The sequence below is a fragment of the Nocardia sp. NPDC019219 genome, from assembly GCF_040632645.1.
In the GTDB taxonomy this organism is placed as follows: Bacteria; Actinomycetota; Actinomycetes; order Mycobacteriales; family Mycobacteriaceae; genus Nocardia; species Nocardia sputorum.
Genome location: NZ_JBEYCG010000012.1, coordinates 100,146 through 124,855 on the forward strand (window position 1 = coordinate 100,146; position 24,710 = coordinate 124,855).

27 protein-coding genes are annotated in these 24,710 nt (G+C 65.8%); 15 read left to right on the forward strand and 12 right to left on the reverse strand.

Annotated features, from left to right (window positions below; translation table 11 throughout):
* Nucleotides 1–81: 81 nt before the first annotated feature.
* The gene (locus tag ABZ552_RS22160) at nt 82–792 is read right to left on the reverse strand and encodes a TetR/AcrR family transcriptional regulator C-terminal domain-containing protein (protein ID WP_281918377.1); all 711 of its coding nucleotides are present in this window, start codon (nt 790–792) and stop codon (nt 82–84) included.
* A gap of 112 nt (nt 793–904) precedes the next feature.
* Here ABZ552_RS22160 and ABZ552_RS22165 point away from each other — a divergent pair, with 112 nt between their 5' ends.
* The 4 genes from ABZ552_RS22165 to ABZ552_RS22180 are packed head-to-tail and all read left to right on the forward strand — an operon-like array spanning nt 905 to nt 4,570.
* Nucleotides 905–1,759, forward strand: coding sequence for an alpha/beta hydrolase (locus ABZ552_RS22165; protein ID WP_357439426.1), 855 nt, complete (start codon nt 905–907; stop codon nt 1,757–1,759).
* A complete protein-coding gene (locus ABZ552_RS22170) occupies nt 1,756–2,652 on the forward strand; it encodes an alpha/beta hydrolase (protein WP_357439429.1) in 897 nt (298 codons plus the stop codon). The genes ABZ552_RS22165 and ABZ552_RS22170 overlap by 4 nt, the downstream gene beginning before the upstream one ends.
* Nucleotides 2,649–4,238, forward strand: coding sequence for an FAD-dependent monooxygenase (locus ABZ552_RS22175; RefSeq protein WP_357439432.1), 1,590 nt, complete (start codon nt 2,649–2,651; stop codon nt 4,236–4,238). The genes ABZ552_RS22170 and ABZ552_RS22175 overlap by 4 nt, the downstream gene beginning before the upstream one ends.
* Nucleotides 4,235–4,570 (forward strand): hypothetical protein, encoded by a 336-nt coding sequence (locus ABZ552_RS22180; RefSeq protein WP_281880230.1) that lies wholly within the window; start codon nt 4,235–4,237, stop codon nt 4,568–4,570. The genes ABZ552_RS22175 and ABZ552_RS22180 overlap by 4 nt, the downstream gene beginning before the upstream one ends.
* Before the next feature lie 114 nt (nt 4,571–4,684).
* On the opposite strand, the gene ABZ552_RS22185 is transcribed toward ABZ552_RS22180, so the two are convergent.
* A complete protein-coding gene (locus ABZ552_RS22185) occupies nt 4,685–5,350 on the reverse strand; it encodes a TetR/AcrR family transcriptional regulator (protein ID WP_281880231.1) in 666 nt (221 codons plus the stop codon).
* Nucleotides 5,351–5,585: 235 nt separating this feature from the next.
* On the opposite strand from ABZ552_RS22185, the gene ABZ552_RS22190 reads away from it, so the two are divergent.
* Nucleotides 5,586–6,770: a cytochrome P450 gene (locus ABZ552_RS22190; RefSeq protein ID WP_357439436.1), complete on the forward strand. Its 1,185-nt coding sequence runs from the start codon at nt 5,586–5,588 to the stop codon at nt 6,768–6,770.
* Between the two features lie 12 nt (nt 6,771–6,782).
* Nucleotides 6,783–6,980, forward strand: a complete 198-nt coding sequence (locus ABZ552_RS22195) for a ferredoxin (RefSeq protein ID WP_357439438.1) — start codon at nt 6,783–6,785, stop codon at nt 6,978–6,980.
* A gap of 160 nt (nt 6,981–7,140) precedes the next feature.
* Here the strand turns inward: ABZ552_RS22195 and ABZ552_RS22200 are convergent, their stop codons facing one another.
* Nucleotides 7,141–8,256 carry an MlaD family protein gene (locus ABZ552_RS22200; protein WP_357439441.1) on the reverse strand — a complete coding sequence of 372 codons (1,116 nt, stop codon included), beginning with the start codon at nt 8,254–8,256 and terminating at the stop codon, nt 7,141–7,143.
* 242 nt (nt 8,257–8,498) lie between these two features.
* Between ABZ552_RS22200 and ABZ552_RS22205 the strand changes: the two genes are divergently transcribed.
* The gene (locus ABZ552_RS22205; RefSeq protein ID WP_357439443.1) at nt 8,499–9,293 is read left to right on the forward strand and encodes a TetR/AcrR family transcriptional regulator; all 795 of its coding nucleotides are present in this window, start codon (nt 8,499–8,501) and stop codon (nt 9,291–9,293) included.
* Between the two features lie 98 nt (nt 9,294–9,391).
* Here the strand turns inward: ABZ552_RS22205 and ABZ552_RS22210 are convergent, their stop codons facing one another.
* Together ABZ552_RS22210 and ABZ552_RS22215 are read right to left on the reverse strand one after the other, a co-directional pair.
* Nucleotides 9,392–10,552, reverse strand: a complete 1,161-nt coding sequence (locus tag ABZ552_RS22210; RefSeq protein ID WP_357439446.1) for a DUF3500 domain-containing protein — start codon at nt 10,550–10,552, stop codon at nt 9,392–9,394.
* The gene (locus ABZ552_RS22215; RefSeq protein ID WP_357439449.1) at nt 10,539–11,552 is read right to left on the reverse strand and encodes a zinc-binding dehydrogenase; all 1,014 of its coding nucleotides are present in this window, start codon (nt 11,550–11,552) and stop codon (nt 10,539–10,541) included. Before ABZ552_RS22215 ends, ABZ552_RS22210 begins: the two co-directional genes overlap by 14 nt.
* A 143-nt stretch (nt 11,553–11,695) precedes the next feature.
* Here ABZ552_RS22215 and ABZ552_RS22220 point away from each other — a divergent pair, with 143 nt between their 5' ends.
* The 3 genes from ABZ552_RS22220 to ABZ552_RS22230 are packed head-to-tail and all read left to right on the forward strand — an operon-like array spanning nt 11,696 to nt 14,565.
* The gene (locus ABZ552_RS22220) at nt 11,696–12,649 is read left to right on the forward strand and encodes an SDR family oxidoreductase (RefSeq protein ID WP_281918384.1); all 954 of its coding nucleotides are present in this window, start codon (nt 11,696–11,698) and stop codon (nt 12,647–12,649) included.
* 24 nt (nt 12,650–12,673) lie between these two features.
* Nucleotides 12,674–13,609 (forward strand): dihydrodipicolinate synthase family protein, encoded by a 936-nt coding sequence (locus tag ABZ552_RS22225; protein ID WP_281880238.1) that lies wholly within the window; start codon nt 12,674–12,676, stop codon nt 13,607–13,609.
* Between the two features lie 50 nt (nt 13,610–13,659).
* Nucleotides 13,660–14,565: a LysR family transcriptional regulator gene (locus ABZ552_RS22230; protein WP_357439453.1), complete on the forward strand. Its 906-nt coding sequence runs from the start codon at nt 13,660–13,662 to the stop codon at nt 14,563–14,565.
* A gap of 184 nt (nt 14,566–14,749) precedes the next feature.
* Here the strand turns inward: ABZ552_RS22230 and ABZ552_RS22235 are convergent, their stop codons facing one another.
* The 3 genes from ABZ552_RS22235 to ABZ552_RS22245 all read right to left on the reverse strand — a co-directional run bounded on the left by ABZ552_RS22235 (nt 14,750) and on the right by ABZ552_RS22245 (nt 16,667).
* The gene (locus ABZ552_RS22235) at nt 14,750–15,103 is read right to left on the reverse strand and encodes a DoxX family protein (RefSeq protein WP_357439456.1); all 354 of its coding nucleotides are present in this window, start codon (nt 15,101–15,103) and stop codon (nt 14,750–14,752) included.
* A 281-nt stretch (nt 15,104–15,384) separates the two neighbouring features.
* Nucleotides 15,385–16,068 (reverse strand): polysaccharide deacetylase family protein, encoded by a 684-nt coding sequence (locus ABZ552_RS22240; protein ID WP_357439556.1) that lies wholly within the window; start codon nt 16,066–16,068, stop codon nt 15,385–15,387.
* Complete coding sequence (locus tag ABZ552_RS22245; protein ID WP_357439458.1) at nt 16,020–16,667, reverse strand: TetR/AcrR family transcriptional regulator; 648 nt, start codon at nt 16,665–16,667, stop codon at nt 16,020–16,022. The genes ABZ552_RS22240 and ABZ552_RS22245 overlap by 49 nt, the downstream gene beginning before the upstream one ends.
* Nucleotides 16,668–16,762: 95 nt before the next feature.
* Between ABZ552_RS22245 and ABZ552_RS22250 the strand changes: the two genes are divergently transcribed.
* The 3 genes from ABZ552_RS22250 to ABZ552_RS22260 all read left to right on the forward strand — a co-directional run bounded on the left by ABZ552_RS22250 (nt 16,763) and on the right by ABZ552_RS22260 (nt 19,243).
* Nucleotides 16,763–17,605 carry an alpha/beta fold hydrolase gene (locus ABZ552_RS22250; RefSeq protein WP_357439460.1) on the forward strand — a complete coding sequence of 281 codons (843 nt, stop codon included), beginning with the start codon at nt 16,763–16,765 and terminating at the stop codon, nt 17,603–17,605.
* A gap of 5 nt (nt 17,606–17,610) precedes the next feature.
* Nucleotides 17,611–18,297, forward strand: a complete 687-nt coding sequence (locus tag ABZ552_RS22255) for a VOC family protein (RefSeq protein WP_357439463.1) — start codon at nt 17,611–17,613, stop codon at nt 18,295–18,297.
* A gap of 85 nt (nt 18,298–18,382) precedes the next feature.
* On the forward strand, nt 18,383–19,243 hold the full coding sequence (locus tag ABZ552_RS22260) for a fumarylacetoacetate hydrolase family protein (protein WP_357439465.1): 861 nt from the start codon (nt 18,383–18,385) through the stop codon (nt 19,241–19,243).
* Here the strand turns inward: ABZ552_RS22260 and ABZ552_RS22265 are convergent.
* Genes ABZ552_RS22265 through ABZ552_RS22275 form a run of 3 tightly spaced genes read right to left on the reverse strand, consistent with a single transcriptional unit; the run spans nt 19,144 to nt 21,080 of the window.
* Nucleotides 19,144–19,716 (reverse strand): Tn3 family transposase, encoded by a 573-nt coding sequence (locus ABZ552_RS22265; RefSeq protein ID WP_350356391.1) that lies wholly within the window; start codon nt 19,714–19,716, stop codon nt 19,144–19,146. The genes ABZ552_RS22260 and ABZ552_RS22265 overlap by 100 nt on opposite strands.
* A 54-nt stretch (nt 19,717–19,770) precedes the next feature.
* Nucleotides 19,771–20,409, reverse strand: a complete 639-nt coding sequence (locus ABZ552_RS22270) for a polysaccharide deacetylase family protein (RefSeq protein ID WP_281880245.1) — start codon at nt 20,407–20,409, stop codon at nt 19,771–19,773.
* The gene (locus ABZ552_RS22275; protein WP_357439468.1) at nt 20,406–21,080 is read right to left on the reverse strand and encodes a TetR/AcrR family transcriptional regulator; all 675 of its coding nucleotides are present in this window, start codon (nt 21,078–21,080) and stop codon (nt 20,406–20,408) included. Before ABZ552_RS22275 ends, ABZ552_RS22270 begins: the two co-directional genes overlap by 4 nt.
* A gap of 99 nt (nt 21,081–21,179) precedes the next feature.
* On the opposite strand from ABZ552_RS22275, the gene ABZ552_RS22280 reads away from it, so the two are divergent.
* Together ABZ552_RS22280 and ABZ552_RS22285 are read left to right on the forward strand one after the other, a co-directional pair.
* Nucleotides 21,180–21,815: a hypothetical protein gene (locus ABZ552_RS22280; RefSeq protein ID WP_357439471.1), complete on the forward strand. Its 636-nt coding sequence runs from the start codon at nt 21,180–21,182 to the stop codon at nt 21,813–21,815.
* Nucleotides 21,816–22,886: 1,071 nt separating this feature from the next.
* The gene (locus ABZ552_RS22285) at nt 22,887–23,693 is read left to right on the forward strand and encodes a metal-dependent hydrolase (protein WP_357439473.1); all 807 of its coding nucleotides are present in this window, start codon (nt 22,887–22,889) and stop codon (nt 23,691–23,693) included.
* Here ABZ552_RS22285 and ABZ552_RS22290 read toward each other — a convergent pair.
* A complete protein-coding gene (locus tag ABZ552_RS22290) occupies nt 23,690–24,595 on the reverse strand; it encodes a hypothetical protein (protein WP_357439476.1) in 906 nt (301 codons plus the stop codon). The genes ABZ552_RS22285 and ABZ552_RS22290 overlap by 4 nt on opposite strands.
* Nucleotides 24,596–24,710: the final 115 nt, after the last annotated feature.

A 24,710-nucleotide genomic window follows, 5' to 3' on the forward strand; every position in this document is an offset into this window, starting at 1 on the left:
CCTCGCCGATCTGGCACAGGGGCGCCGCCGTCGCGAGATCTCGAGGTGGGGAGCGTGGACACACCGGAAACGCGCCCCGCGTCAGGTCGAGCCGGTCGAGTCCCTCCCCGTGGCGTGCAGGTCCACGAGGCCCGCGACGAGCAATCGCAGACCGAAGCGGAACTCGTCTTCCAAAGTCTGTGTGGGTAGGCAGTCGGCGACGGCGACCGTGGCGGGAAACTGCGCCGGGTCGAGCCGGCGATACAGAGCGGTGAGACCGGCGGGCTCGATGTTGGCCTCGGTGTTGTGGCCCTGTAGCTGGGCGGCGAACCCGATGACATAGCGGGCCACGGTGGTGTACACCAAAGCCGCGCGTTCCGGGGAGAATTCGTTGGCGAGCAACATCGCCAAGATCCGCTCACGCAGCATGAGCGCATTGGGGCCGGTCGGTACCTGCTCGATGAGCAGGGGTGCGACACCGCGATGGCGGTGCAGGGTCGAGAACATGGCTTCGGCGGCGGCCGCGCACGCGCGCTGCCAGTCGCCCTCCGGTGCGTTGTCCTCGATCTCCACCTCGCCGAGCACCCGGTCGACCACGTGGCCGATGAGTTCGGCGCGATTGGCTACGGCCCGATACAGCACCGCCGTGCCCGTGTCGAGACGTTGGGCCAGGGTGCGCATCGACAAGGCGTCGGGCCCTTCCTCGTCGACGATGCGCGTCGCGGTGGCCACGATGCGGTCGAACGGCACCCGTGGGCGGCCGGGGGAGCGGCGTGCCGGAGTCTCTGCGGTATCTGAATCGGAGGCGGTCACCACCTCATTCTCTCGTACCGGCGGACCGGGGCATCCGACCGCCGCAATATCGGACACGTCGTTGCCGTTATGGGTTGACTCGAGGGAAATTATCGGCAACACTGTTGCCATTATGAGTAGACGAGTAGCCGTCGATGACTACATCGACCCTGATTCGCGCTTCGCGCTCGTCGAGGGCCGCAAACTGCACTACAAGCGGGCTGGTGCGGGGCCGTCCGTGCTGCTGCTCCATGGCAGCGGTTCATCGCTGCACTGCTTCGACCAGGTGGCTTCGACGTTGTCGTCGTCCTTCGACGTGATCCGGCTGGACCTGCCCGGGTTCGGCCTCACGGGGCCGCGCGCGGACCGCGACTACACGGTGCGAACGTTCGCCAGAACTGTCGCCGCGTTCTTGGACGCGCTGGGGGTACCGAAGGCTTCGGTGGTGGGCAATTCGCTGGGTGGCAACATCGCCTGGAACTTCGCTCTGGATTACCCCGGCCGGGTGGATCGTCTGGTATTGATCAATGCCACGGGCTATCCGGGTAAATCGCTTCCGCTGGCGCTGCGTCTGGCGAGGAACCCTGTCGGCCGGGTGCTGCTGCGGCGCTTGTCATCCCGCGCGGCCACCGCGCGCAATCTGCGCTCGGCCGTGGGATCACGGTCGTCGGTGGTGGACGACGCGATGGTCGACCGGGTGCACGCCATGCTGACCCGGCCGGGTAACCAGCAGGCATTCATCGACTTCGCCAATACCGACCAGATCGACCGCACCGCCGAGATCCCGGCCATCACCGCGCCCACATTGGTACTGCGCAGCGCGTCGATCGACGGTCAGCATTTCACCCGCGACATCCCCGGCTCCCGCGAACAGGTGCACCCCGGCGGCGGGCACCTGCTTCCCGACGAAGACCCGGGGTGGGTGGCAGGCGCGGTCCTCGACTTCTTGACCACCGAGCCGACCACGCGGACGAAAGGCCTGCGATGAAGTACTTCGTGGCCCGCGGCGAAACCCGCCGCTTGAACCAGAACAGCCGCGCCGGACTGCGCGGTGACTTCCTCCGATGCCGCGACGGAGTCACCCACTACGAGCTGACCGGACCCATCGGAGCTGAGACTGTCGTCTTCGTGGGTGGGCTGACCGTCCCCCTGTTCTACTGGGACGACCTCGCCGCCGAACTCTTGCGGCGCGGGTTTCGCACCCTCACCTACAGCGCCTACGGCCGCGGTTACTCCGAGCGTGCGCGAGCCGCCTACGACGAATCACTGTTCGTGCGGCAACTGACCGATCTGACCGAACGACTGGGACTTCACGAGCCCTACCACCTCGTCGGAACCTCGATGGGGGCGCTGGTCGCCATGGCCTTCGCCGCCCAGCACACCGACCGACTGGCGACATTGACCTTGGCGGGCCCGGCTGGGTTACAGCCCGAACCTGCCGCGGCACGGCTGCTGCGCCACGAGTGGTGGGGGACCATCCTGGCCAGAGTTCTGGGCAGCAGAATGCTCGACCGGCACCTCTCGCACAATGTTCGCGACCCGGAACGATCTGCGGCACTGACGGCGATGGTGCGGGAGTGCTACCAGTTCGAAGGCTCGATCTATGCCTTGGCGGCCACGCTCGCCGATTTCCCGCTCTCGGGCCGCCACGACCTCTACCGGAGTACCGGACACCTACCCGTGCCGCGCATGTTGCTGTGGGGCGACGAAGATCGAGTCACACCTATCACCAGCTATGACGAGGTGAGCACGCTGCTGGCGCCCACCGAGTCACACATTCTCTCGCCGTGCGGGCACATGGTCCCCTATGAGGAACCGGCCGAAATGGGCAAGCGGTTCACCGCTTTCGTCCACGGAGTCAAGGATGGGGTACGGCGATGACGACACCGCCTGATACAGAACTCATCGACGTTCTCGTCGTCGGCGCCGGGCCCGCCGGCACCGCCTTGGCGATCGATCTGACTCGTCGCGGGCTGGCGATACGGATCATCGACAAGGCCGCGCACGCGTTCGAGGGTTCGCGGGCCAAAGGCATCCAGCCGCGCAGCCTGGAAGTGCTCGAGGACCTGGGCGTCCTCGATGACATCCTCGCGGGAGGAGCCACCTACCCGCCGTTGGGCATCCATGCCGGTCCAGTGACCATCCCTTGGCACATGCAGTCGCGTAACGAGGTGACATCCGATGTGCCACATCCCAACACGTGGTTGATCCCCCAGTTCCGCACCGACGCCGCGCTGCGCGCCGGGCTGCGGCGGCTCGGCGGAACGGTCGAGACAGAGTGCGAGCTGCTCGGATTCGAGCAGCGTCCGGACGCGGTGGTGGCGACCGTAGCCGGACCCGCCGGCGTGCGCGAGATCGCCGCTCGCTATCTCGTCGGCGCCGACGGCGGGGCCAGCGCAGTCCGCAAGAACTCGGGTATCGCGTTCGAGGGCTCGACAGACGAGTCCGATCGAATGATCATCGTCGATGCCGTGGTGGAAGGTCTTTCCCGGGACCGCTGGCATGTGTGGCCCCGGCCTGGTGGTCGATTCGTCGGCGCGTGCCCGCTGCCGCATTCCGAGCAGTTCCAGTGGATGATCCGGCTGGCGCCCGACGAACAGCCATCCCTCGACGACGACGACCTGAACACGCGAATCCGCGCCCACACCGGGAACACACGTATCCGCCTGTCGCAGATCAGTTGGAAAACGGTGTTCCGCCCTAATATCCGTCTGGCCCAGCAGTACCGGTCGGGACGGATACTTCTCGTCGGTGACGCCGCTCATGTACACACCCCGGCGGGTGCGCAGGGACTCAACACCGGCCTGCAGGACGCCTACAACCTCGGCTGGAAACTCGCTCAGGTGCTCGCGGGAGCGCCCGGCAGCCTCCTGGACAGCTACGAGGCCGAACGGCAGCCGATCGCGGCCGGTGTATTGGGCTTGTCGACCAAGAAATACGAGGGACTGTCCAAACTCGACCCGTCGTCCATCAAACGCGGCAATGACGAACGCCAACTCGGCCTGCATTACCGTGGTGGACCGTTGACGACGGCCGAGGCCGAACGGACCGCGACCCTGCAGGTCGGTGACCGTGCCCCGGACGCGAGACTGCTGCATGCGACAGGGGGAGCGCAGCGGCTGTTCGACCTTTTCTCCGGTCCGCACTTCACGGCGCTCGCCTACGGTCCCGCGGCGGCCGCGGACCTGGCAGCACTACCCTGGCCCGCGGCCGGCGCGGAACTGAGACGAGTCGCCGTCGACAGCGGGAAGCAGGCGGCGTTCGATGCGGTCCTTGTCGACATCACCGATTCCTTCGCGCGGATCTATGGCGTGAGTGACTCCACGCTGCTGTTGATCCGCCCCGACGGCTACATCGGCGCCATTGCCACCACCGACCGGACGTCACGGACGCTGAAGGCCCTCAGCGCGATGACCCCGGAGTTGGCGGCTACCTCTGCGCTGCATACCCCGGAGACGCAGGCATGACCCGCAACGACATTCGCTGGAATCACCCGCTCGCCAGCTGGGAGTGCGAGGACAGCGATACGGCGATCATTTCGGCCAGGGCCGATTCGTCGAACGTTGGGGCCTCGATGCTGTGGCATCTAGCGGTGGACTTCGGACTGGGTGCACCCCTACATTTCGTCGCCCCGCGCGAGGCGGCCATCGCATTCGCTCGCGAGTCCACCGAAGGCGGTTGGGCGCGGTCGGCCGCGGTCGACCAGCAGGTGGACGAAAGCTATCCAGCGATGCCGTGCCAGAGACTGTACCCAGTACAGAGCGCGGCGGATCGCACACGTAGCAGCCATCGTCTCTGACACCTGTGCGAGATGGCATACGGAACCGTGGGCTGTGCGGGCAGCCCGACAGGTTCGCCGCCCAGATCCCGCGCGGAATTCAGCGGTTGACGGGCCACCGGCGGTCGGGCGAGTTCACCGATCCTGAACGGCGTCGAGCATCGTGGTCACTGCGGCGGTGACATCCAGCTGGGGGTCCAGCATGGCGGCGGCACGCAATCCGGCCACGGTCATCTGAAGGATGCAGTCGACCATATCCTCCACATCGAACGGTTCGTCGTTCTGCAACCAGTGGACGGTGGCCTCATCGAGTGCGCCGATGCTCGACCGCATCATCATCCGCAAGGCGAGATTCTCGGGATCGAGTCCGAGCAGGGCGGTCCACCTCTCGATGGCGCGCCAACGCCCGGCTTCGAATGCCTCCCAAGTCTCAGGGTCGGTGGCGCGGCCGCTCAGCACCAGACGCAGCGCCAATCCGCGGTGTGCGGCGAGATAACGGAAGTGAGCGGCCAGACCGGCGCGGATCTGCTCGGCGGCCGGAAGGTCGGGCTCCGACCGCTCTACTCGCACGATCCGGTCGGAGGCGTCGCGCATGGCCTCCAAGTAGATGCCGCGTTTGTTGCCGAAGTAGTGGAAGAGCAAGCCGTGGGCGACACCGGCCGTCTTGGCGATATCGGCTACGGCCACCTCCTCGTAGCTCTGCGCGGAGAACATCTCGACCGCGGCGTCGATGAGGCGCTGCCTGGTCTCGGCGGCTTGCGCCGCGCGCGTCGTGCGTCCTTTCGGTGCTGCCGAGGTCATCGGTTTCCCTTCCATCGACGGTAACCAATCCGATAGTGGCGGGTCGCCTAGCGCAACCACAAATTGATTCTAAGTCATTGACACAGGATCAATGTCGACCCTAGCCTGTATATCGGCACCCCAGGTGACTCGCCGCATTCCGGCGCCGAGCACAGCGGCCAGCGGGCTCCGACGTCGCGCGGAGCCGGGCTCGGTCGTCACCGGCTGCTGACTGTCCTGTGTTGGAGGAGTTTCGATGCGTAATCGCAGTGCGGCCCCGGCTTATGAGCCCGACCTCTACTCCCGGGCGGCGATACACGACCCGTATCCGCACTATGCGCGGCTGCGAGAGCTCGGTCCGGTGGTGTGGCTCGCCAAGCAGCGTGCCTACGCCTTGCCGCGTTACGCGGAATGTAAAGCCGTGCTGCTGGATGACGAGACCTTCATCTCCGGCGCGGGCGTCGCGTTGAATCCGGTGGCCAACCGGCTCTCCCGCGGCACCACCCTCAACAGTGACGGCGAGGACCACCGCCGTCGGCGTGCCCTACTGGCGCACCGACTCACACCCAGGGCGCTGCGCGCGATGCGAGCAACAATCGACCAGCAGGCAGTGGCAGCGGTCGAGGCCGCGGTCTCGCACGGGGTGATCGACGGTGTCGAACTCGCCACGGCCCTCCCGATGTCGGTCGTACCGGACCTGATCGGCTGGCCACAACACGGCCGCGAGCACCTGCTGCGCTGGGCTGGAGCGACCTTCGACTCGTTGGGCCCGATCAACGGCCGATCGATCCGGACCGCCCCGGCGAGCGCGGAAATGATGCGCTTCACCCGCCGGCTCGCCCGCGACCGAAACTTTCTCCCCGGCAGTGCGGGGGAGGAGGTCCTCCAAGCTGCCGACAAAGGTAATATCCCGCGCGCCGAATGCCCGGCCCTGCTGATCGATTACCTCGCTCCATCGCTGGACACCACGATCGGCGCCATCGCCAGCGCCTTGTATCTCTTCGCCACCCACCCCTACCAGTGGCAGATGCTGCGGGCGGACCCGGGCAAGATTCCGAACGCTGTGAACGAGGTGGTGCGGTACGAGTCACCACTGCGAGCCTTCTCGCGCATGGCGATTCGCGATACCACAGTGTCCGGCACCACGATCCCCGGAGGCGCGCGGGTGGTGGTCATCTATGCCTCGGCCAACCGAGACCCACGCGAGTGGAAAGACGCGGACACGTTCGACATACGCCGCGACGCCTCCCGTCAACTCGGTTTCGGACACGGCACCCACGGGTGCGCCGGGCAGGGCCTGGCTCGGCTGGAAACCCAAGCCGTGCTCCGAGCGCTGGTCGACCGCGTCGAACGCATCGAGATCGCCGGTCCAGACGAATGGGCGATGAACAACATCATCCACCGCTTCGAACATCTCCCCCTCCGATTGATTCCCGCCTGAAAGGCGCTCGCGATGAAGATCTCCGTCGACTACCCCCGCTGCGAAGGCCATGGCCTGTGTACCGAACAGGCCCCCGCCGTGTTCGCCCTCGACGACGATGCCCAACTGAACTACCGATTCGAAGGCGCCGACGTCCCCGAGGAGTACGTCCCGGTTGCCCGAGCCGCCGTCGACTCCTGCCCGGTAGCCGCCCTCCGAGAACAGTCATGAAACCGCCCCGCTGGAATCTCGGCGATGCCGGATCGACTGTCGTGGCTTATGGAATACGCGAACCGGTCCCAAGTCGCGGGCCATGGCCGATGCGCTGCGCGGTTGACCTGCTGGTCCGTTCCGAACCGCACAGGCGTCGGCCGGGACGACGATCGCGACGCTACTTCGTCAGTCCGAGCAGCGCGGCGGTCAGACCGTAGTCGGGGCCGAAGTCCTGCATGTTCCCGGTACGGCAGCCGTCGGCCTTCATCTGTATACGCTCGCAGAACAAGCTGATGATTTCACCGTTGAGCGCGGTGGGAATAATGAAGTGAACTCGCGCACGACGGTTCTCGCGGTCGATCAGATTGTCGAAGTTCTGCAGCACCATGGGTGCGAGGTCGGCGACTTCGGTAAGACCGGAGGCGTTGTCGCGAAGCTGGCGGGTTACGTTCGTAAGTCCGGTCAAGGTGCCCGCGAGTTGGTCCTGGTACTGCCCGAGCGCGCCGGAGGTGTTGGCCAGGAAGGCGGTCAGCTGGTCGAGTGTCGCCTGCAAACCGGGGGATTGCCCGGCGAGCAGACCGGACATCTGGGTCATCCGGTCGCTGAAATCGCGGATCATCTGATCGTTCTCGGCGAGTATCGTGGTGAGCTCGTTGAGCCTGAGGACGATGTTCGAGACCGCGTCCTTGTTGTCGACGCCGACTTTCAGTGCGGCCGACAGCGCTTCGAGGGTATCCCGGATCTTTGTGCCGTTGCCGTCGAGCATGGGGTAGAGCACCCGACCCGACATCGGGCCGAGGCCCTCGGCTCCTTGCTGCGGCTTCAGTGCCGCCGCGAACTGATCGATGGTCTTGATCATGGTGTCCAACTCGACCGGGGTCTTGGTCTGCGACTTCGGCAGGTGCGCGCCGTCGGAGAGAGTCTCGCCCTGGGTGTAGACGGGGGTGAGCTCGATGTGGCGATCGGTGACGATGGATGGCGAGATAATCACCGCCACCGCGTCTTTCGGGATCCTCACCTGAGGTTCGACCGACAAGTGCACCTCGATGAGCGTGCCTTTCGGTGTGATTTTCTCGACCTTGCCGACCTCGAGTCCGAGGACGGTGACAGGGTTTCCTTCGTAGATGCCAGCGATATTGTCGAAATCAGCGGTGATGTGCGTGGTGTCCCGCCACGCGTCGTCGGCCGTGTTCGGCAGTAGCGAGCAGCTGCCCATCGTAATCGCCGTTGCGCTGATCGCGAGAGCTTTGACCGGCCCGAACTTGATCGCCGAATGGAACTTCAGCACGAACACGCCTCACTGTCTTGCCTGATACGTCACCCCCCTTTGGGGATGAAGATTGCCCGGTTGCGGGGGAGCGATCTTGCGGAATCCCGCCGGGTGCCTTCTCCTGTGCTGGGACACTCGCGGCGGGAGCGTTCCCTCGCTCGACGGTCCAACCGATTCGGCTACACCGTATCCGAATTAGAGGGCGTTGCCAAGTCGCTGAAGGTCTGTCGACGCATATCGCAGCAGCGGGTCGCCCCGTCCCGGCCGTGCCTGCGGCCTCGTCGGTGGAGCGGCGATCGAATCTCGCGCGCTCGCCGAGCCGGGCGGCAGCGTTGCGGCGGCCGCCCATTGACGGCCGCAACTATAACGGCGACACTGTAACCATTATGAGTGGACGCGTTGCTGTCGGTGAGCAGATCGGCCCGGACTCAATCCTTCGGGGCCGGCCCCTCGACGGGGGTAACACCGCGCCATCGCCGCAGCAGATCGCCGGTCGGTTGGACGCGCGGGCGCGCAGCGCTCTTCGTACACGTGCGGCACTGATTCGCTCCGGGCGGTGGGCATTGGCCAGCGATCTGGCCGGGAGGATCGGCATCGCCGGTCTGGCACGGGAGGCCGGTGTCGCGACCGGATCCTTCTACAACCACTTCAGTAGCAAAGAAGAACTTTTCGATGCAGTCATCGCCGAGGTGATCGAGGAGGTGGCGCGGATCCTCGACAGCTCTGCCGCGGGTATCGACGACCCTGCCGGCATTGTCCTCGCGCACTTACATGCGCTCGGCAAGGTCGGCAGCGACCATCCTGATATCGCCGCGATCGTCCTCTCGATGAGATACCGGATCCTCGAAGACCCGAACATCAGATCACGTCTGGTCGCAGGCATCCGTGCGGGCATGTCGGCGGAGCGCTTCCACATCCACGACCTGAGCGCCGCTCTCGATCTGCTCGGCGGCGTCGTCCTGGCGATGCTGCGAACGTCGCAGCGCGAACCGGCCGCCTTGACAGCGGCATGGATGGACACCCTCGCCCAGCAGTCGCTCAACTCGCTGGGCCACCGTTGACGCGACGCAGCGAGCCGGCGTCACGCTGAACGAATCAGGCGGAGCCCATCGATCCGGTCTCCGCCGCCGTTCCTGCCCCGCATTCCCCGCTGCTCTTCTCAATGCGCGGAGCGGCGGCGGTGTTCGGCCAGACTGTCGAGCCCGAAATCGGCGCGCGGATTGCGCCAGACCGAGTGGGCGTGATTGGCCTGGCGCTGGGTGTTGTCGTATTCGATGAGCAGGTCGGGTCCCTGGAGCCGGTAGTAGTGCGGTTGCCCGGCCTCGAGGCTGCCTGCCCATCCGAAGTGGACCTCGTCGAGCACGTCGTCGACTGCATAGTGCGCGGCGTGGACTTCGGCGAGTGCGCTCGGCGCGCGACCGGTGTACAGGCTGATCAGCTGCCGTAGTAGGTGCCGGTGCTCTGGGGCGAGGTCGCGTGCGGCCAGACCTTTCGGGGGAAAGGAAATCGCCATGGCCGCATGGTCGGCTGCGGTGTATCCGCTACCGCTTTCGGCGCGCATGTCGATGTCGTCGACCAGCTTTCGCAGCGCCGGATCGGTGAACCTGCCGCGCCAGAGATCCTGCATGTGCATCATCGCGTCGCCGTGAGCGATGGTCGGCCGGTTGCCGGAGACGATGTCGGATATGGCGCTGGTGTGCAGTAATGCCGTGTGGTAACGGTCGGAGTCCAACGACCGGGCCAGGCGCCGCGCCGTTTCTTCCGGCCCGCCCAGCGGCCGCAGCGTGCCGCCGAGCAACGCGGCGCCGGCTGGATCGGCTCCGATGAAGCACGGTGTCGTCGAGACGATGCGCCCGTCGATGATCAGGTTGTTCAGGGAGATGTGGTGGCCGCCGAAGCGCCATGCCCAAACCCGGTCACCTGGTCTGCCGAACAATCTCAGCCAGTACAGGCCGGGGTCTCGGCCGCGTTGCCGACCCCAGCGGACTTGCCATCCTTCGACCTGATCGAGGACGTTCTCCAGACCCATCACGGTGGCGACAGTCGCGTATCCGGCCTCGGACAGTCCCGAGGCGACCAGTCGCATCGCCAAGCCCTGCTGACGTGCGGTCTGGTCGCGCAGCGCGAGTCCACCGTGGTCGGTCGGGGTGTAGAACCAACGAAGCCGCTCGGCCTCCGCGTCAGGAGCCAAAGGCGAGTCGAACTGCGCCTGCGGCAGTTGATCCGAGGCGAGCGATTCCAGCCATGCTGCCGCGCAGGCAGCCATGTCGGCGCCGACCAGCTCGCGGACCGGGGCAAGCATGTCCTCATCCGGTGACATCGAGCATGACCTTGATCGCGTTGTCTCGCCGTTCGGCGTAGGTGTCGAACGCTTCGGCGATGTCTTCGAGCGGGAAATGATGGGTCACCAGGGCGCTGGTGTGCAGTCGTCCCCGCGATGCCAGCGACAGTGCCCTCGCCACCGAACGTGCGCCCTCGCCGCGGACGGTATTGATCGAGATGCCGTTCATGACAGCATGATTGAGGTCAGCCGTCACCGGTTGTCCGAAGAATCCCGCCAAAACGATTCTGCCGCCGCGCTTGACCATGTGGATCGCGTCGTCGACGGCCCCCGCAGCCCCGGAGCACTCCACGACGATGTCGGGGCCGAGTCCGCCGGTGATCTCCCGAACCGCCACGACGGCGTCCTCCTCGCGGGAGTTGATCAGATAGTCCGCGTCGAATTGCTTCCCGATCTCCAGTCGGCTGTTGCGGGTGCCGACGAGCATCACCGGGTCGGCTCCGAGTTCGCGGGCGACCTGGACGGCCATCAATCCGATGGGGCCGGGACCGATTACCGCGACCCCGGCGCCCACCAGCAGCGAGTCCAGCACGTCGAAAGCGTGCATCACGGTGCCGACGGTGGTCAGCACGACGGCCGAGTCGAAGTCGATGTCATCGGGAAGCCGGTACAGCGTGGAGACGTGGTTGACGACATACTCGGCGAAGCCGCCGTTGACCGTCATCCCTTGTACCCGATGGCCTTTGGCCTGGTTGCCGTAGTTCAAACAGTCCGTGTAGGAGCCGGACAGGCAGTTGACGCATCGCATGCAGCCCCGATGCGCCTCGGTGACGACGCGATCGCCGACAGTGAACTCGTCGACGGCGCTGCCGACCGCGACCACGACGCCCGCGTACTCGTGGCCGGGGATGAAGGTGTCCGGCGCCGGCCCGGCCCCGTGGAAGAAGCGACGGCTGCGGACCTTGAGGTCGGTGCCGCACAGCGACGCCCGGTGGACCCGCACAAGCACGTCGTCCGGGCCGGGGCGGGGCACCGGCATGGTTTTGGTCCTGATTATTCCCGGCTCACCGATTACTGCCGCGAGCATTGTTTCCGGAAAGGACATCACATTGCCTTTCAAGGGCTTTTTATGGTCCACAGGAGGCTATGTGAGCGAATTCTTTTCTGTCCAACGGTCGGCGGGTGGCCGATGGCGGAGAACTCTCGCCAATCGTTCGCTGTCCTGCACGTATAAGTCCTGCCTATAGGTCACGGCGAATATTCGTATTGGGCGCGCTCGTCGGCGTGGGGTTACGGTGCGAAGCATCTGGAAATTGCCGGAGTTATCGGCGTTCAGTCGAGGAGTGGACTTTGGATCTCGAGATTGCCGGTCGAACCGCGCTGGTTCTGGGCGCGGGTGGTGGCCTCGGTGGCGCCATCGCGGAAAAATTGGCGGCCGAGGGCGCCGAGGTGGCCGTGGCCGATATCCATCGCGAAGCCGCCGAATCCCGCAGCGACGCGATCGTCGCGGCCGGCGGCCGGGCCATACCGGTGGCATGGGACATCGCCGACCTCGATGCCATCGAAGGCAACGTCGCCCTGATCGAGCGAACCCTCGGCCCGGTCGACATCCTGGTCAACAACACCGGCGGGCCGCCGCCCGCGCCGATCCTGGGCCGGCCATCCGCGATATGGCTCGATCATTTCCGCTCCATGGTGCTTTCCGTGATCGCCATCAGCGACGAAATCGTCCCGGGTATGCGGGCGCGCGGATGGGGCCGCGTCATCACCAGCACCAGCTCGGGGGTCGTCGCACCGATTCCCGGCCTCGGCCTGTCGAACAGTCTTCGTGCCGCACTGCTCGGCTGGTCGAAGACGCTGGCGCGGGAAGTCGGTGCGGACGGTGTCACATGCAACATCGTCGTGCCGGGCCGGATCGGCACCCGTCGCGTCGAGCGTCTCGACCGGATCAAAGCCGAAGCCGAGGGCCGAACCGTCGAACAGGTCGTGGCGGACAGCATCGCCACCATCCCCGTCGGCCGCTACGGCGACCCGGGCGAATACGCGGCGACGGTGGCGTTCCTGGCGAGCGTTCCGGCGTCGTACATCACCGGCACGGTGGTGCGCGTCGACGGCGGTCTCATTCCCGGCCTCTGATACCAAGCGACAAAGGATTCCACCATGGCCGTGCTCACCCGTGAGGCGAAGGGCGTCTTCGCCATCGCGCCCACCCCCTTCGACGAGGAAGGAGCGGTGGACTTCCACTCGCTGCACCGGTTGGTCGATTTCTACGAATCGGTCGGCGTCACCGGGATCACCTTGCTCGGCCAGATGGGCGAGGCGCCCAAACTGGCTCATCACGAGGCGACCCGAATCGTGCGGCACGTGCTGCGGAGGACTCGACTCCCGGTCGTCGTAGGGGTCTCCGCTCCCGGCTACGCCGCGATGCGCGCACTGACCGGTGAGGTCATGTCGGCGGGAGCGGCAGGCGTCATGGTCGCACCGCCCAACACCTTGCGCACCGATGACCAGATCGTCGGCTATTACGAGGGCGTCGCTGCCGCGCTCGGCGACGCGGTTCCCCTCGTCGTGCAGGACTATCCCTTGTCGTTCTCGGTTGTCATGAGCGCCCCGGTCATCGCGCGTATCTCCCGCGCCGTACCGAACTGCGTCATGCTCAAGCACGAAGACTGGCCCGGACTGGAGAAGATCAGCGCACTACGGCACCTCGAAGCCGAGGGCGACATGCCACGACTGTCGATCCTGTGCGGCAACGGGGGACTCTTCCTCGATTTCGAGACCGCGCGGGGCGCTGACGGCGCCATGACCGGATACTGCTTCCCCGAGATGCTGGTCGATGTGGTCGGTCATAACGCAGCGGGTCGTTCCGAGGAAAGCCATGACATCTTCGATGCGCATCTGCCGCTGCTGCGATACGAACAGCAGCCGGGTGTGGGCCTGGCGGTGCGCAAATACGTCATGCAACGGCGCGGCCTGCTCACGTCCGACAACCAGCGCGCGCCCCGCAGCGTGCTCTCGAGCCGAGCGCGGTCGGAAGTCGACCATCTGCTCGCCCGCCTCGCTCGCCGGGACAGTCGGGCGAAGCCGGTCGCATGACGCGCTCGTTCTACGTCTGCCGCCAACGGCGACGGCGGTAACCTCCTCCGATGCGACTGCGCCAGCTGGAGTACTTTCTCGCCGTCTGGGAAAGCGGATCGTTCAGCGCCGCCGCGGCACGGCTGTATGTCTCGCAGCCGTCGCTGTCGCAGCAGATGCGTCTATTGGAGAAGGAACTTGGCGCGCAACTGCTCGAACGCGGCCGCCATGGCCTGGCCCTCACGCCCGCGGGACGGGCCTTCCTGCCGCACGCCGAGCGGGTATTGCGGGCTGTCGGCGAAGCCGCGGATGCGGTGCACCAAGTGGTGGAGGGGCGAAGCGGCGACGTGCACGTGCTGACCGTCCGGTCGATCGCCTCCGGCATCCTGCCCCCGAGCGCTGTCCGGTGGCACTCTCTTTTCCCTACGGCCGTCCTTCGGGTGCACGACTTCTCGCACCGCCGCGCTCTCGAGGAGGCGGTCCGCAGCGGACAGGGCGACATCGCGGTCGGACCGCGGCCCGAACTGTGGGAGGGCCCTGTCGTTTCACTCGGTTATGAGGAGATGGTGCTGGTCGGCCCGGCGGGACGGGACACGGGTTCCACGGTGGAACTCGACGAACTGGTCGCAGCCGACTGGATTCTCTACGAGCCCGAGCAAGGCATGAGCGAGATAGTGGGCCGGACGGCCACCGCCCTTGGATTCGCTCCACGCGCCGTCGCGCGCACCGGACAGGTGGCGGCCGCTCTGCTGTTCGCCATGGAGGGCTTGGGAGTCGCGCTGGTGCCCAACAACGCCGTACCCGGCGGCTGGATACAGCACGCCAGAAGAATCGGTCCCGGGGTCTACCGGGAGATCGTCGCCTACAGCCGCAGCACGCCGACGCAACTCGCGCAGCGGTATCGAGACCTGCTCATCGCTCTCGAGTTGCCACTCACCTCGGCCACGGATCTTCCCGCAGGCGCTTTGCGCTGCTAGTAAGTCGGGTCATCGTCCGGGCCGGCGCGTTCCCGAAATTGTGACGAAGAGATGAGTCGCCGAACAGCAGCACCGCCTCCCGCCACGACGGCTGCGGTGGGGCGCGCCGGAACGCAGGGCATCCTGCCTGGTGTGGCATCTCAGAGGTCGGCGAGGACGCCCGAGCGCCTTCGGTGACCGGCGCTCAGCGGGCGACTGATGCGACGACGAGGTAGGTCACCGCCAACAGGGCGGTGACGATGGCCGGGATCATGTCGGCGAGCTTGTCCTTGGTCCGGACGTGGGTGATGAGCGCCCCGACCATCAGTAGCACGATTGCGACCCCAGCGAGCCGGCCGATCGGATGCCAGCCGACACCGATCAAAAGCCCTGCTGCACCGACGATTTCCAAGGCTCCGATGACTCGGTAGCCGGACACGGGGATCCCGGCGTGGGCTGCGCGTTCGCGCATGGCCTGGACTGCGAGCACCTTCGGTGCTCCCACGGCGATCATCTCGAGCGCCAGCAATGCGGCCAGGACAATTGATGCGATCGTCATCGATCGCTCCTTTCCTCTCAGAGGTGTCGTAGGCGTTCGTGCCGAGATCGACGACGCGTCTTCGTTGACGTGTCCCAACACCAGCTCGAAATATTGATGGGCATCAATATAGTGCGCTTTATTGATGGCCGTCAACATCTGATGGGCGCCACGCATCGGGTGCCCATCGCGGGGCATGGCAGCGTGAGCGAGCAGCGCGCGACCACACCCGGATCGGGTGGACGAAGTCATCGATGAGTGCGCCGGCCCAGGTTGGCCGGTCGTGAATCCTGTCCGAATGCTCAGTTGTCGGGCGCTGTGATCAGGTGATCGAGCGAGCCCTGCAGGCGGCCGCGCCGGATAGGGACGCAGGATTCGGGGAATTCCTGCACGACCTCGACATCGAGGGCATCGAGCCGTTGCAGAAAACAGGGCAGGTGCCGCATGGCGCCGGTGGGCAGGTCGTGCAGGACGACGAAACTCCATGGCCGCGACATGATGTCGGCCAGGCATCGCTCGACCCAGTCGTCGGGGCGGTCCCAGTCGTCGGGAATGCAGTTCCACAGCACGCACGTGTAGCCGTGTCGGCACAGGTAGTCCACCGCGTTCGGCGAGAAAAGCCTCCGATCGAGGACACCTCCGCCGCCGAAGGGCCGAAACAGCTTGTCGAGGTGGGCAAGCCTCCCGATGACCTCCTGCGCGCCCTCGATCTCCCGGATCGGCAGATCGGGGGGGCCCGCGTCGTCGCCGAACTGGATCGAGTGAGTGATGGTGTGATTGCCGATCCAATGTCCCTCGGCCGCAGCGCGTTCGGTTGCTCGCCGCGCGCCCGATCGTGCGAGCTCGGCACCGACGACGAAGAAGGTCGTGCGGATGCCGTGGTCGGCGAGTGTATCGAGCACGGTGTCGGTGGCCGAGCTGGGTCTGCCCTCGCCGGTCAGGCGCCGCGGGCGCGGAGCCCGGCCACGACCATGCCGGCGACGAATTCAGCGTGCCGGCGAACCGCCGCGGGGTCGAGCGGATCGAGTGGGTTCAGCCTCTCCGCCAGAGGGACCAGACTGAACGGCGCGGTAGCGCCGTGCGCAACCAGGAAATGCACGGTGCGGATGTCTTCCTCGGCCAGCACGCCGCGGTCGACGAGCACCTTCAGTGGCGCGGTGATCCGGTGATACAGCGGTCCGACGTGCGCGTCGAACAGATACGTCAGCCGAGGCCCCTCGGTGGCGCCTTCGACCGTGACCAGCCGCAGGATCTGTGGGTGGGTGGCGTGCAGTTGGAGGAATTGCACGATCGTCACGCGTACCGCTTCGAGCAGGTCGCGCTCGGCCAACTCCGCATCCACGCTCATGTGGTCGGCGATTTCGCCGAATGCCCAGTCGACCGTGGCGTACCACAGCCTCTCCTTGGAGCCGAACCGCTGATGGACGAGGTTGTGGCTCACTCCCAACTCACGATTGAGCGCCGCCACCGAGGTGCCGTCGAATCCGTATTCGGCGAACACTCTCAACGCCGCGGCCAGGATATCGGTCAACGAGGCTGGTGACAGCTCTGCCGGGGGTCGTCCTCTTCGCGTCTGCGTCGCCATCTGCCCAGTTTAAGTCAATATGTTGACGACCATCAACTTGTATGGTTTATTGATTGTCATCAACTTTTATGACGCGGGACACATGGAGGTGGCCGATGCGCAGAGAAGAACAGATAGTCGGCAACACATTCGCCTATCGATTCGCTGATCCGGCCGCGGACCACGTGCTGCTGGTTCAGCACGGAATCGGCGGCCACGGCGGCATCTACGACAATTTCGCCGCACACTATGCCCGGTTGGGCGCCGAGGTCTGGTGCATGGACGCTCCCGGCCACGGCCGCTCGTGCGTGGACCGGCGCGCCGGCCAGTTCACCATCGAGGAGTGGATCGAAGCGGCACTGCAGCTGACCGATCACATTCGTGCCGCCACCGGGCTGCCGGTGTTCATCAAGGGCTCCTCGCTCGGCGCGTCCGCCGCCTACGGCGCCTACGCCGCGTCGCAGGATTTCGCGGGCGCGATTTTGATGGGATTCGCCATCCCGTCCTCACCGCTGATCCCGACCGACAACGCCTTCCGCACACAAGCTTTCGATCAGATCGTCGCCCTGTTCGGTCCGGCGCTGCGTTTCGATATCGACCAGTACATCGATTTCGACACCGACTACGGGTTCCGCGGCGCGGGCAAGCAGAAGCATCAGGATCCGCTCAACACTTGGACCTACGACCTGGCCTCGTGGGCGTCGATCCTGCGCTACGACCCCGCCGTGCCGTTGTCGGCCAACACCAAACCGATCCTGTTCGCCGTCGGGGAGAAAGATCCGATCTTCCCTCCCGCCGCGGCCCAGGCCGTCGTCGACGCCACCACCGGCCCCGTCGAATTGCACATTCACCCCGAAGGGGTGCACCAGCTGATGTTGTTCCACACCGCCGACTACGCCGAAGTCGTGCGGACCTGGTGCCACAAGCAGCTGCTCGACTCCGCCACCGAAAAGGACTGACCATCATGACCGCCGCCCAACCCATCGGTGTGAACCACCTGGCCATCGCCACCCGCGACATCAAATCTCAGATCGCGTTCTTCACCGATGTCATCGGCCTGCCGCTCAAGGCGCTGTACCGCATGCACGGAGCCGAAGGCGCCTGGCACGGGTTCGTCGAACTCAACCCCACGTCCTACATCGCGTTCGTGTACCACCCCGACAACCCCGACACTCGCGAGCTCGGGGTCACCCACGCCGCCGAACCGACCGGACCGGTCGCGCCCGGTGCCATGCAGCATGTCGCACTGCATGTCCGCGATCTCGACGAACTGCTGAGTTTGCGCGACCGCATCCGCAGTCGAGGGATCGTCGTGCTCGGCCCGATCGACCACGGATTCTGCCGGTCGGTCTACCTCGCGGGCCCAGAAGGTCTGCTGGTCGAACTCACCACCGGCGACGCTATCGACGACCGCACCTGGATCGACCCGGAAGTGGTCGAGATCAACGGCATCAGCGCCGAGGAACTCGAAACCTACAAGCACCCCGCACCATTCACCCGGCCGGCCGAGCCGGTGGCCCAACCGGCCTACGACGAGACCAAACCCCATATGGCCTATCCCGACGAGGTCTACCGGCAGATCATCGCCATGCCTGACGAGCTGGTGTGGCAGATGGCCAGCCAGACCGATCCGCCGGTCCGCCTCGACTGATCCCAGAGACCCCATGGCCGACCGTGCACCGCACCGTCGCCGCGGTGCACGGCCCACCCGACCGAAAAGGACATCCGCCCCTCTCATGAAGCTCGCCAATCTCGACGGTCGTGCCACGCTCGTCACCGATACCGGCATCATCGACCTCGCCAACGCCTCCGACGGCGTCCTGCCCAGTGATCCCGATCAGGCCGTCGCGCACATACGGCAGATCCGCGCTTGGTTCAGCGGCAATCGGCCCCATGTCGATACCCGTGTGACGGGCGCGCAGTTGCTCGCCGATCTGACACGGCTCGGGCCGCCGGTGCGTGCGCCGCGCCAGATCTTCGCCGTCGGGCTGAACTACGCCGACCACAGTGACGAAACCGGGCTCGCCCTGCCCGAGAACCCACTGGTGTTCACCAAATTCGCCTCCGCGATCACCGGACCCGGTGACGCGATCCCATTGCCTACCGACGCCTGCGACTGGGAGGTGGAACTCGTCGCCACGATCGGTGTCGGCGGACGTCACATCGCTACCGAACAGGCCCTCGACCACGTCGCCGGATTCTGCATCGGTCAGGACATCTCCGAGCGTCGATCACAAATGGCCGGCATCCCACCGCAATTCAGCCTCGCCAAAAGTTACGAGCGGTTCGCGCCGATCGGCCCATGGCTGACCACTCTCGACGAACTCGACGACCCCAACGATCTGGCCATCGAAGCCGTCCTCGACGGCGAGACCGTGCAATCGGGCCGCACCAAGCAGATGATTTTCGACGTCGCCACGCTGGTCTCCCACCTGTCAGGCATCTGCGAGTTGTTCCCCGGCGATCTGATCTTCACCGGCACCCCGGCCGGTGTCGGCTATTCCCGCACCCCGGCACGGTTCCTCGCCCCGGGCAACATGCTGCGCTCGACGATCGAGGGCCTCGGCGAGCTGCGCAACCCCTGCACAGTCCCATAGCGACGCGAAGACCTCGACAGACCGGCAACACGGGACGCAAATACGGCGGCAACTCGCGCCGGTCGGGAACGAAGCGCGGGGTTCGGATCGAGACAGGTCGCCGCCCTGCTGTCCGATGGGATCAGGTTGAGAACCCGGTCTCCGAAGCGGCGGATCATGCCCGCGACGTACGGGGTGATGGTGGCCAGGCCCTGCGGGTCCACCGGATGCCTCTCGGCGGCCAGTGCGTTCGTGGCATCGGCGATGTCCAGGGCCGTGGAGTAGATCGCGCAGTCGGCGACCAGCTCGTTGGGCGTCACCGCCTTTCCTGATGATCCGGATCGGTGTGGCCGATCAGCTTTGCCCCCGGACATCAGCCCCGCGGCGAATCTGTGGAGCGCCTCCACCCGGTTGGTGACCGCCGTGATCCGGTCCCGCAACGTCGATGCGGACGGGAACCGCAGCAACGTGAGTGTCCCGACAACTCGGCCCACGGGGAATTCTGATATGTCAGGGGGCTTCTTCCGATCGAAATTCTCGGTGAGTGGTCAGTTCGTGGTAAAAGGGGTGAGGTCGCCGGTCAGCACGCCGTCCCGGATCGGCATGCAGGTGTGCGGGAATTCCTGGACGACCTCGACACCCAGGGTGTCGAGACGATCGAGCAGTTCGGGTAGGTGCTTCATGGCGCCGGTCGGCAGATCGTGGATGACGACCAAGCTCCACTGCTGGTCGCTGATCTGGTCGAGGCAGCGCCGCACCCACCGGTCGGGCTCATCCCAGTCGTGCGGGATCGCCGACCACAGCACGCAGGTGTAGCGGTTTCGGCACAGGTAATCGATAGCCGCGGTGCTGAACACCCGGCGGCTCAGCACACCACCACCGGCGTAGGGGCGGAACAGTTTGCCCGGATGCGCCAAAGAACCCAATAGCTGCTGGGCCGCACCGATCTCGCGGTCGGGCAGATCCGGATCGTCGCTGTCGCCGAACTGCACCGAGTGGCTCATAGTGTGGTTGCCGATCCAATGCCCCTCGCGGACAGCGCGTTCCGCCAGCGCACGTTCGTTCTCACCCGCGAGCCGATCACCGATGACAAAGAAACTCGACTTGATGCCGCGCTCCGAGAGAACGTCGAGCACCTCGGCCGTCGCCTCGGTCGGCCCGTTGTCGAAACTGAGGGTGAGCTTCACGCGATAGTCCCATCGTTGTTCCAGGCACCCCGGGCGCGCAGTCCCGCCACGATCATGTCCGCCACGAACTCCGCGTGCTGCCGCACCGCATCCGGACCCAGGGGGTCGAGGGGGTCGAGCATCCGTGCGAACGGCACCTGGCTGAACGGCGAGGTCCCCCCGTGCGCGACAAGGAAATGCAGACTGCGCACATCGGCGCTGGTCATCACCCCGGCACCGACGAGCACCTTCAGTGGCGCGGTCAGTCGCGTGTAGAGCGGTTGCACGTGCACCTCGAACAGGTAGTCCAATCGAGCACTGGCCGCCGCGCCCTCCACCGAGACCAGGCGCAGGATTTCGGGGTGGCGTGCGTGCACCTCGAGGAATCGCACGATCGCCAGGCGAGCGGCGTCGAGAACGCCGACCGCGGCCAACTCCAACTCCAGATCGAGTTCCTCGGCGACCGCGCTGAAGGCCCGGTCCACCGCCGCGCGCCACAGCCCCTCCTTGGAACCGAAGCGCTGATGTATCAGATTGTGACTTACGCCCAGCTCCCGGTTGAGCGCGGCGACGGAGGTGCCCTCAAAGCCCTGCTCGGCGAACATCGCCAGCGCCCGAGCCAGGATGTCGTTCGTCGCGGCGGGTGAGTCCTCCGCCGACGAGGGGCGCCCGCGGCGCTTGGCAGTGGTCATGCGGCCAGTCTAGAACAAAATATTGACGATCATCAATTTTTCTGGCTAATCTAGGTTGTCTCAGTTAATTGATGGTCATCAATTTTAGGAGGATGGACCATGACACGGCAACGTAGCCGTCGACCGCGTGCGCAGCGATCCGCGCTTCGGCCATTCGGTGTGCTGGCGACCCTGGGCGGGACCGGGCACAACTGGTTCGAACGCTGGGCGGGGGTCGGGGTGTTCTTGGAACCGTGGCTGGGCAGGCGGGCCACCAACGTCCTGTGGGCGGTGGCACCGGCCTTGCTGCTGCGCAGCGCTCGTCCGCGCGGTCGAGCCGACGAAGCGGTACTGGCGTTCAACGCCGGTGTATCGATCGCATCGGTAGTTGTCCACTTCGTGGACTGGCCGTGGTCGCGCCGACTAGGCATCTTCCCTTGGCTGGATGAGGCCGAGGGCATGGACCACAATCTGCTGCCTCCCTATAACACGGTGCTGTGGCTGTGGGGAATCGGCGGCGTGGGAGCGGTCTTGACCGAGACACGGCGCGCCGATCTGAAATTCGTCGCGGCCGGTCTGCTCACCGGGCCGCTGCTGCTGACTTCGGCGCGCCACCACTTCGTCTGGGCGCGCGAACAGGCCAACCACACCTCCGGTGAGGACGGCCAGTGGAGTTCGGCGTTCATCGACACCCCGGACCGGACCGAGCCGGGCCGTCCCGGATCCGTGCTCGACGTACCACCCGCTGACCGATGAGCCCATTTCACATCCGCTCCAACACGGCGGCATCCGCCACCGACGTACTGCTGTGACGTACCGCCATGGGGTTTCGTTGCTGTTCAACCCGGAGCGGTGGATCAGAAGAAGCTGGCCCCGCCGCTGCTGGCCCAGGTAAAACAGCAGGGCGTGGAGCTGCCCGACCCAGGCGGGCTGCCGACCTCACGCCCTGCGGTGAGCGGTGCAGCGAGTCCGACGTGCGTTCACGCCATCGGAATGCGGATCCGATGTCGTCGACGACACATTAGGCGGTCTCTCGCTGCAACATTGCAACCATATTTGTTGCCGTATAGCATTGGGCAGGATTCCGCTCCATGGCACGACCCGCACCCCCGACTGTGAGACCTCATGGCTGCGACAGCGACGCGAACCATCACCCCCCTGGACCTGGCCGCCTCCCCATCGGTGCCTGGTCCCAGAAGGTCGATCCAGCGCGGGGCGCGTGCCGATTCGCCGGGTCGGCAACCAACCTGCCGGTGCGCGAAGCCGGTGTCGAGGCATCCCCTCTCGGGCGGAGATCGAAAGTCCCACGATTGTGGCCTGCCGACATCGGGTGATGTGCATCTGCGGATGTGGTTGGCGGGCATCGCTTTCGACTACACCGCCTCGGCGGCGGCAGTGGGAAATCTCCTTCACGATTGGAGGAAATCGCGATGGTGCACGATTGAATTGCTCCAAAATCCGAGCGCCGCGCACCCACCGCCGCGGCTGCCGTGTGAACGGCTGTTCCTCGGGCCGTAGCTGGTCACCTCGAAGGGTTATCGAGGGCCATGGCCGATCGGGTGCGTCCGTCCGCCGCGATGACGATCGGAGAATAGCCCTGTCGAAGTTGAGGCCGGTTGAGGTCGCAAGCCGTCGGGGCGGCCGTCCACGGTGACTCGGTGAGCAGTCCGTGCGTGGGTCGGCGGTCCGCATAGCGGCAGACCGCTCGTGAGAATCGGCGTGGTGGCCGAGACGGCTACCGAAGACTTGCGTGCCACCCGTCGAGCGTCGGCTCTGTAATTCACCGCAAGGTTCGACACCCGCATCATCACGATGCGGTTTGGCGACATGGCCCCCACCGACGACGCGACGAAGCGTCTCTACCGCGACGAGGCGCACGCGATAAACGCACGCGATGTGCGTTTCGACTTCGATTCGGTGCCGATGCACTACATCCCCGGTGAGGTGCTGGCGACCCACATCGTCAACGTCATGCACCTGGTGCTGCCCGAGGGGGAGCGGGCGATGGCCGCGGCGCTGTCGGAGGCGCTGCCCTGCATCGAGGACGAACGGCTGCGGGAGGAGGTGGTGGGATTCATCGGCCAGGAGACGATGCACGCCAATAGTCACGAAGCCGCGCGGCGCCACCTGCAGTCCATCGGTCTGGGCGTGGACTCCTACGTCGCCAAGATCGCCTGGCTGGTCGATCGCGTGCTGGGTGATCACTGGTTGGGCGGACGCGCGAAACAGCAATGGCTCAAAGAGCGGCTGGGCTTGTTCGCCGGTATGGAGCACTACACCGCGGTGCTGGGGGAATGGCTGCTCGATGCCGAAGTTCTCGAGGCCAGGGGTATGCATCCGGCGATGCTGGATCTGGTGCGCTGGCATGGCGCCGAGGAGGTCGAGCATCGCAGCGACCCCTCCCCGGATAAGGGCCGGTTCTGGCTGTGGCAGTTCTGGCGCGCCACCCGGCGCGGGGTGATCCCGAGCTGGACGGTGTTCTTCACCGAACTCCCGCGGTATCTGCGGCCCGGATTCCACCCGTCTCAGCTCGGGTCGATGGACATCGATGGACACCGCGCTGCGATACCTGGCGCATTCCCCGGCGCCGCGACCGGGCAGGACATGGCGGCCGCACGGGCGGCGGAGACCTAGCTTGCGAATTCGCGATGGAGTTCGGGAAGGAACGTGGCCAGATGGTTCATTTCCTGTCCGCAGTGCAGCAGAAGCTCGCGGGCCATATCCAGCCCGAGTATCAGATCGGCGGGATCGACAGCGGCTCCGCGCGCTACCGCCCGCGCGGCCTGCCCCGCATCGGGAACGCGCGGACCGTACAGATTCAGATAGAACCGACTGCGCATCTCGCACCCGCCGGGCACGGGGCGGACCTGATGCGCCAGCCACCCCACATCCAACGGAGCCACGCTGCTGCCCACCCGGCCGGAAATGATCGTGTGACCATCGGGCACTTCCAGGCCCAGCAACGCCGGGTCATGAAAGCTGATGGCCAATTGCTGCAGCTTGGCGCCGATGTACTCATCGACATAGACCGTGTTGCCGATGTACTTGTCACGGTCACCGAGCCCCGCGGCGGTCCGCGACTGTGTGGCACCGACATACAGATGGGCATCGGGATGCCAGAGTTTGTAGCGAGCCGGCTCGGCGATATGCCAGCCGAACCACCAGTCCCACATCGCCGCACTGACCCTCGGCATCACCGTCCGCACGGCAACCCACATCACGCCCGAGCGCGTATGCCCGTATCCGGTCTCCACCGGGGAGTATCCGCTCGGGCTCAGATCGCCGGGCAGACAGTCGAACTCCGGAATCAGCTGCGGATCAGTAGCCCGCCCCGCATAGGCCACGGCGACCTCTGCGGGTGCGGGCAGCGTGCGCTCGGTGAAGAACCGCGCATAGGGCAGGAGCCGGTCCTCGGGGCAATACCCCCGGTAACGCGTCTCTCCCCCAGGGGCGGCATGCCCGGCGCCGGTCGATTCTTCGATCATCAATATCGCCCCCACAGTCGTGATCATCGACAGCATCGCGCGCCGCGACACCCACCAGCTTCTCAACACATGTTGAAATTAGAAGAGGTGCGTCGGCACCGCTGGCTGTCGACCAAGCTCTGTGACACAACACAGAGCCCTGAGCTCGCGCACTGGCCAGCACCCC

Bases quoted from the DNA above. Each gene is read 5' to 3' on its own strand.
- ABZ552_RS22165 (WP_357439426.1), top strand. From the start codon at position 905: ATGAGTAGACGAGTAGCCGTCGATGACTACATCGACCCTGATTCGCGC.
- ABZ552_RS22170 (WP_357439429.1), top strand. From the start codon at position 1,756: ATGAAGTACTTCGTGGCCCGCGGCGAAACCCGCCGCTTGAACCAGAAC.
- ABZ552_RS22175 (WP_357439432.1), top strand. From the start codon at position 2,649: ATGACGACACCGCCTGATACAGAACTCATCGACGTTCTCGTCGTCGGC.
- ABZ552_RS22180 (WP_281880230.1), top strand. From the start codon at position 4,235: ATGACCCGCAACGACATTCGCTGGAATCACCCGCTCGCCAGCTGGGAG.
- ABZ552_RS22185 (WP_281880231.1), bottom strand. From the start codon at position 5,350: ATGACCTCGGCAGCACCGAAAGGACGCACGACGCGCGCGGCGCAAGCC.
- ABZ552_RS22190 (WP_357439436.1), top strand. From the start codon at position 5,586: ATGCGTAATCGCAGTGCGGCCCCGGCTTATGAGCCCGACCTCTACTCC.
- ABZ552_RS22195 (WP_357439438.1), top strand. From the start codon at position 6,783: ATGAAGATCTCCGTCGACTACCCCCGCTGCGAAGGCCATGGCCTGTGT.
- ABZ552_RS22210 (WP_357439446.1), bottom strand. From the start codon at position 10,552: ATGTCACCGGATGAGGACATGCTTGCCCCGGTCCGCGAGCTGGTCGGC.
- ABZ552_RS22215 (WP_357439449.1), bottom strand. From the start codon at position 11,552: ATGCCGGTGCCCCGCCCCGGCCCGGACGACGTGCTTGTGCGGGTCCAC.
- ABZ552_RS22225 (WP_281880238.1), top strand. From the start codon at position 12,674: ATGGCCGTGCTCACCCGTGAGGCGAAGGGCGTCTTCGCCATCGCGCCC.
- ABZ552_RS22230 (WP_357439453.1), top strand. From the start codon at position 13,660: ATGCGACTGCGCCAGCTGGAGTACTTTCTCGCCGTCTGGGAAAGCGGA.
- ABZ552_RS22235 (WP_357439456.1), bottom strand. From the start codon at position 15,103: ATGACGATCGCATCAATTGTCCTGGCCGCATTGCTGGCGCTCGAGATG.
- ABZ552_RS22245 (WP_357439458.1), bottom strand. From the start codon at position 16,667: ATGGCGACGCAGACGCGAAGAGGACGACCCCCGGCAGAGCTGTCACCA.
- ABZ552_RS22250 (WP_357439460.1), top strand. From the start codon at position 16,763: ATGCGCAGAGAAGAACAGATAGTCGGCAACACATTCGCCTATCGATTC.
- ABZ552_RS22255 (WP_357439463.1), top strand. From the start codon at position 17,611: ATGACCGCCGCCCAACCCATCGGTGTGAACCACCTGGCCATCGCCACC.
- ABZ552_RS22260 (WP_357439465.1), top strand. From the start codon at position 18,383: ATGAAGCTCGCCAATCTCGACGGTCGTGCCACGCTCGTCACCGATACC.
- ABZ552_RS22275 (WP_357439468.1), bottom strand. From the start codon at position 21,080: ATGACCACTGCCAAGCGCCGCGGGCGCCCCTCGTCGGCGGAGGACTCA.
- ABZ552_RS22280 (WP_357439471.1), top strand. From the start codon at position 21,180: ATGACACGGCAACGTAGCCGTCGACCGCGTGCGCAGCGATCCGCGCTT.
- ABZ552_RS22285 (WP_357439473.1), top strand. From the start codon at position 22,887: ATGGCCCCCACCGACGACGCGACGAAGCGTCTCTACCGCGACGAGGCG.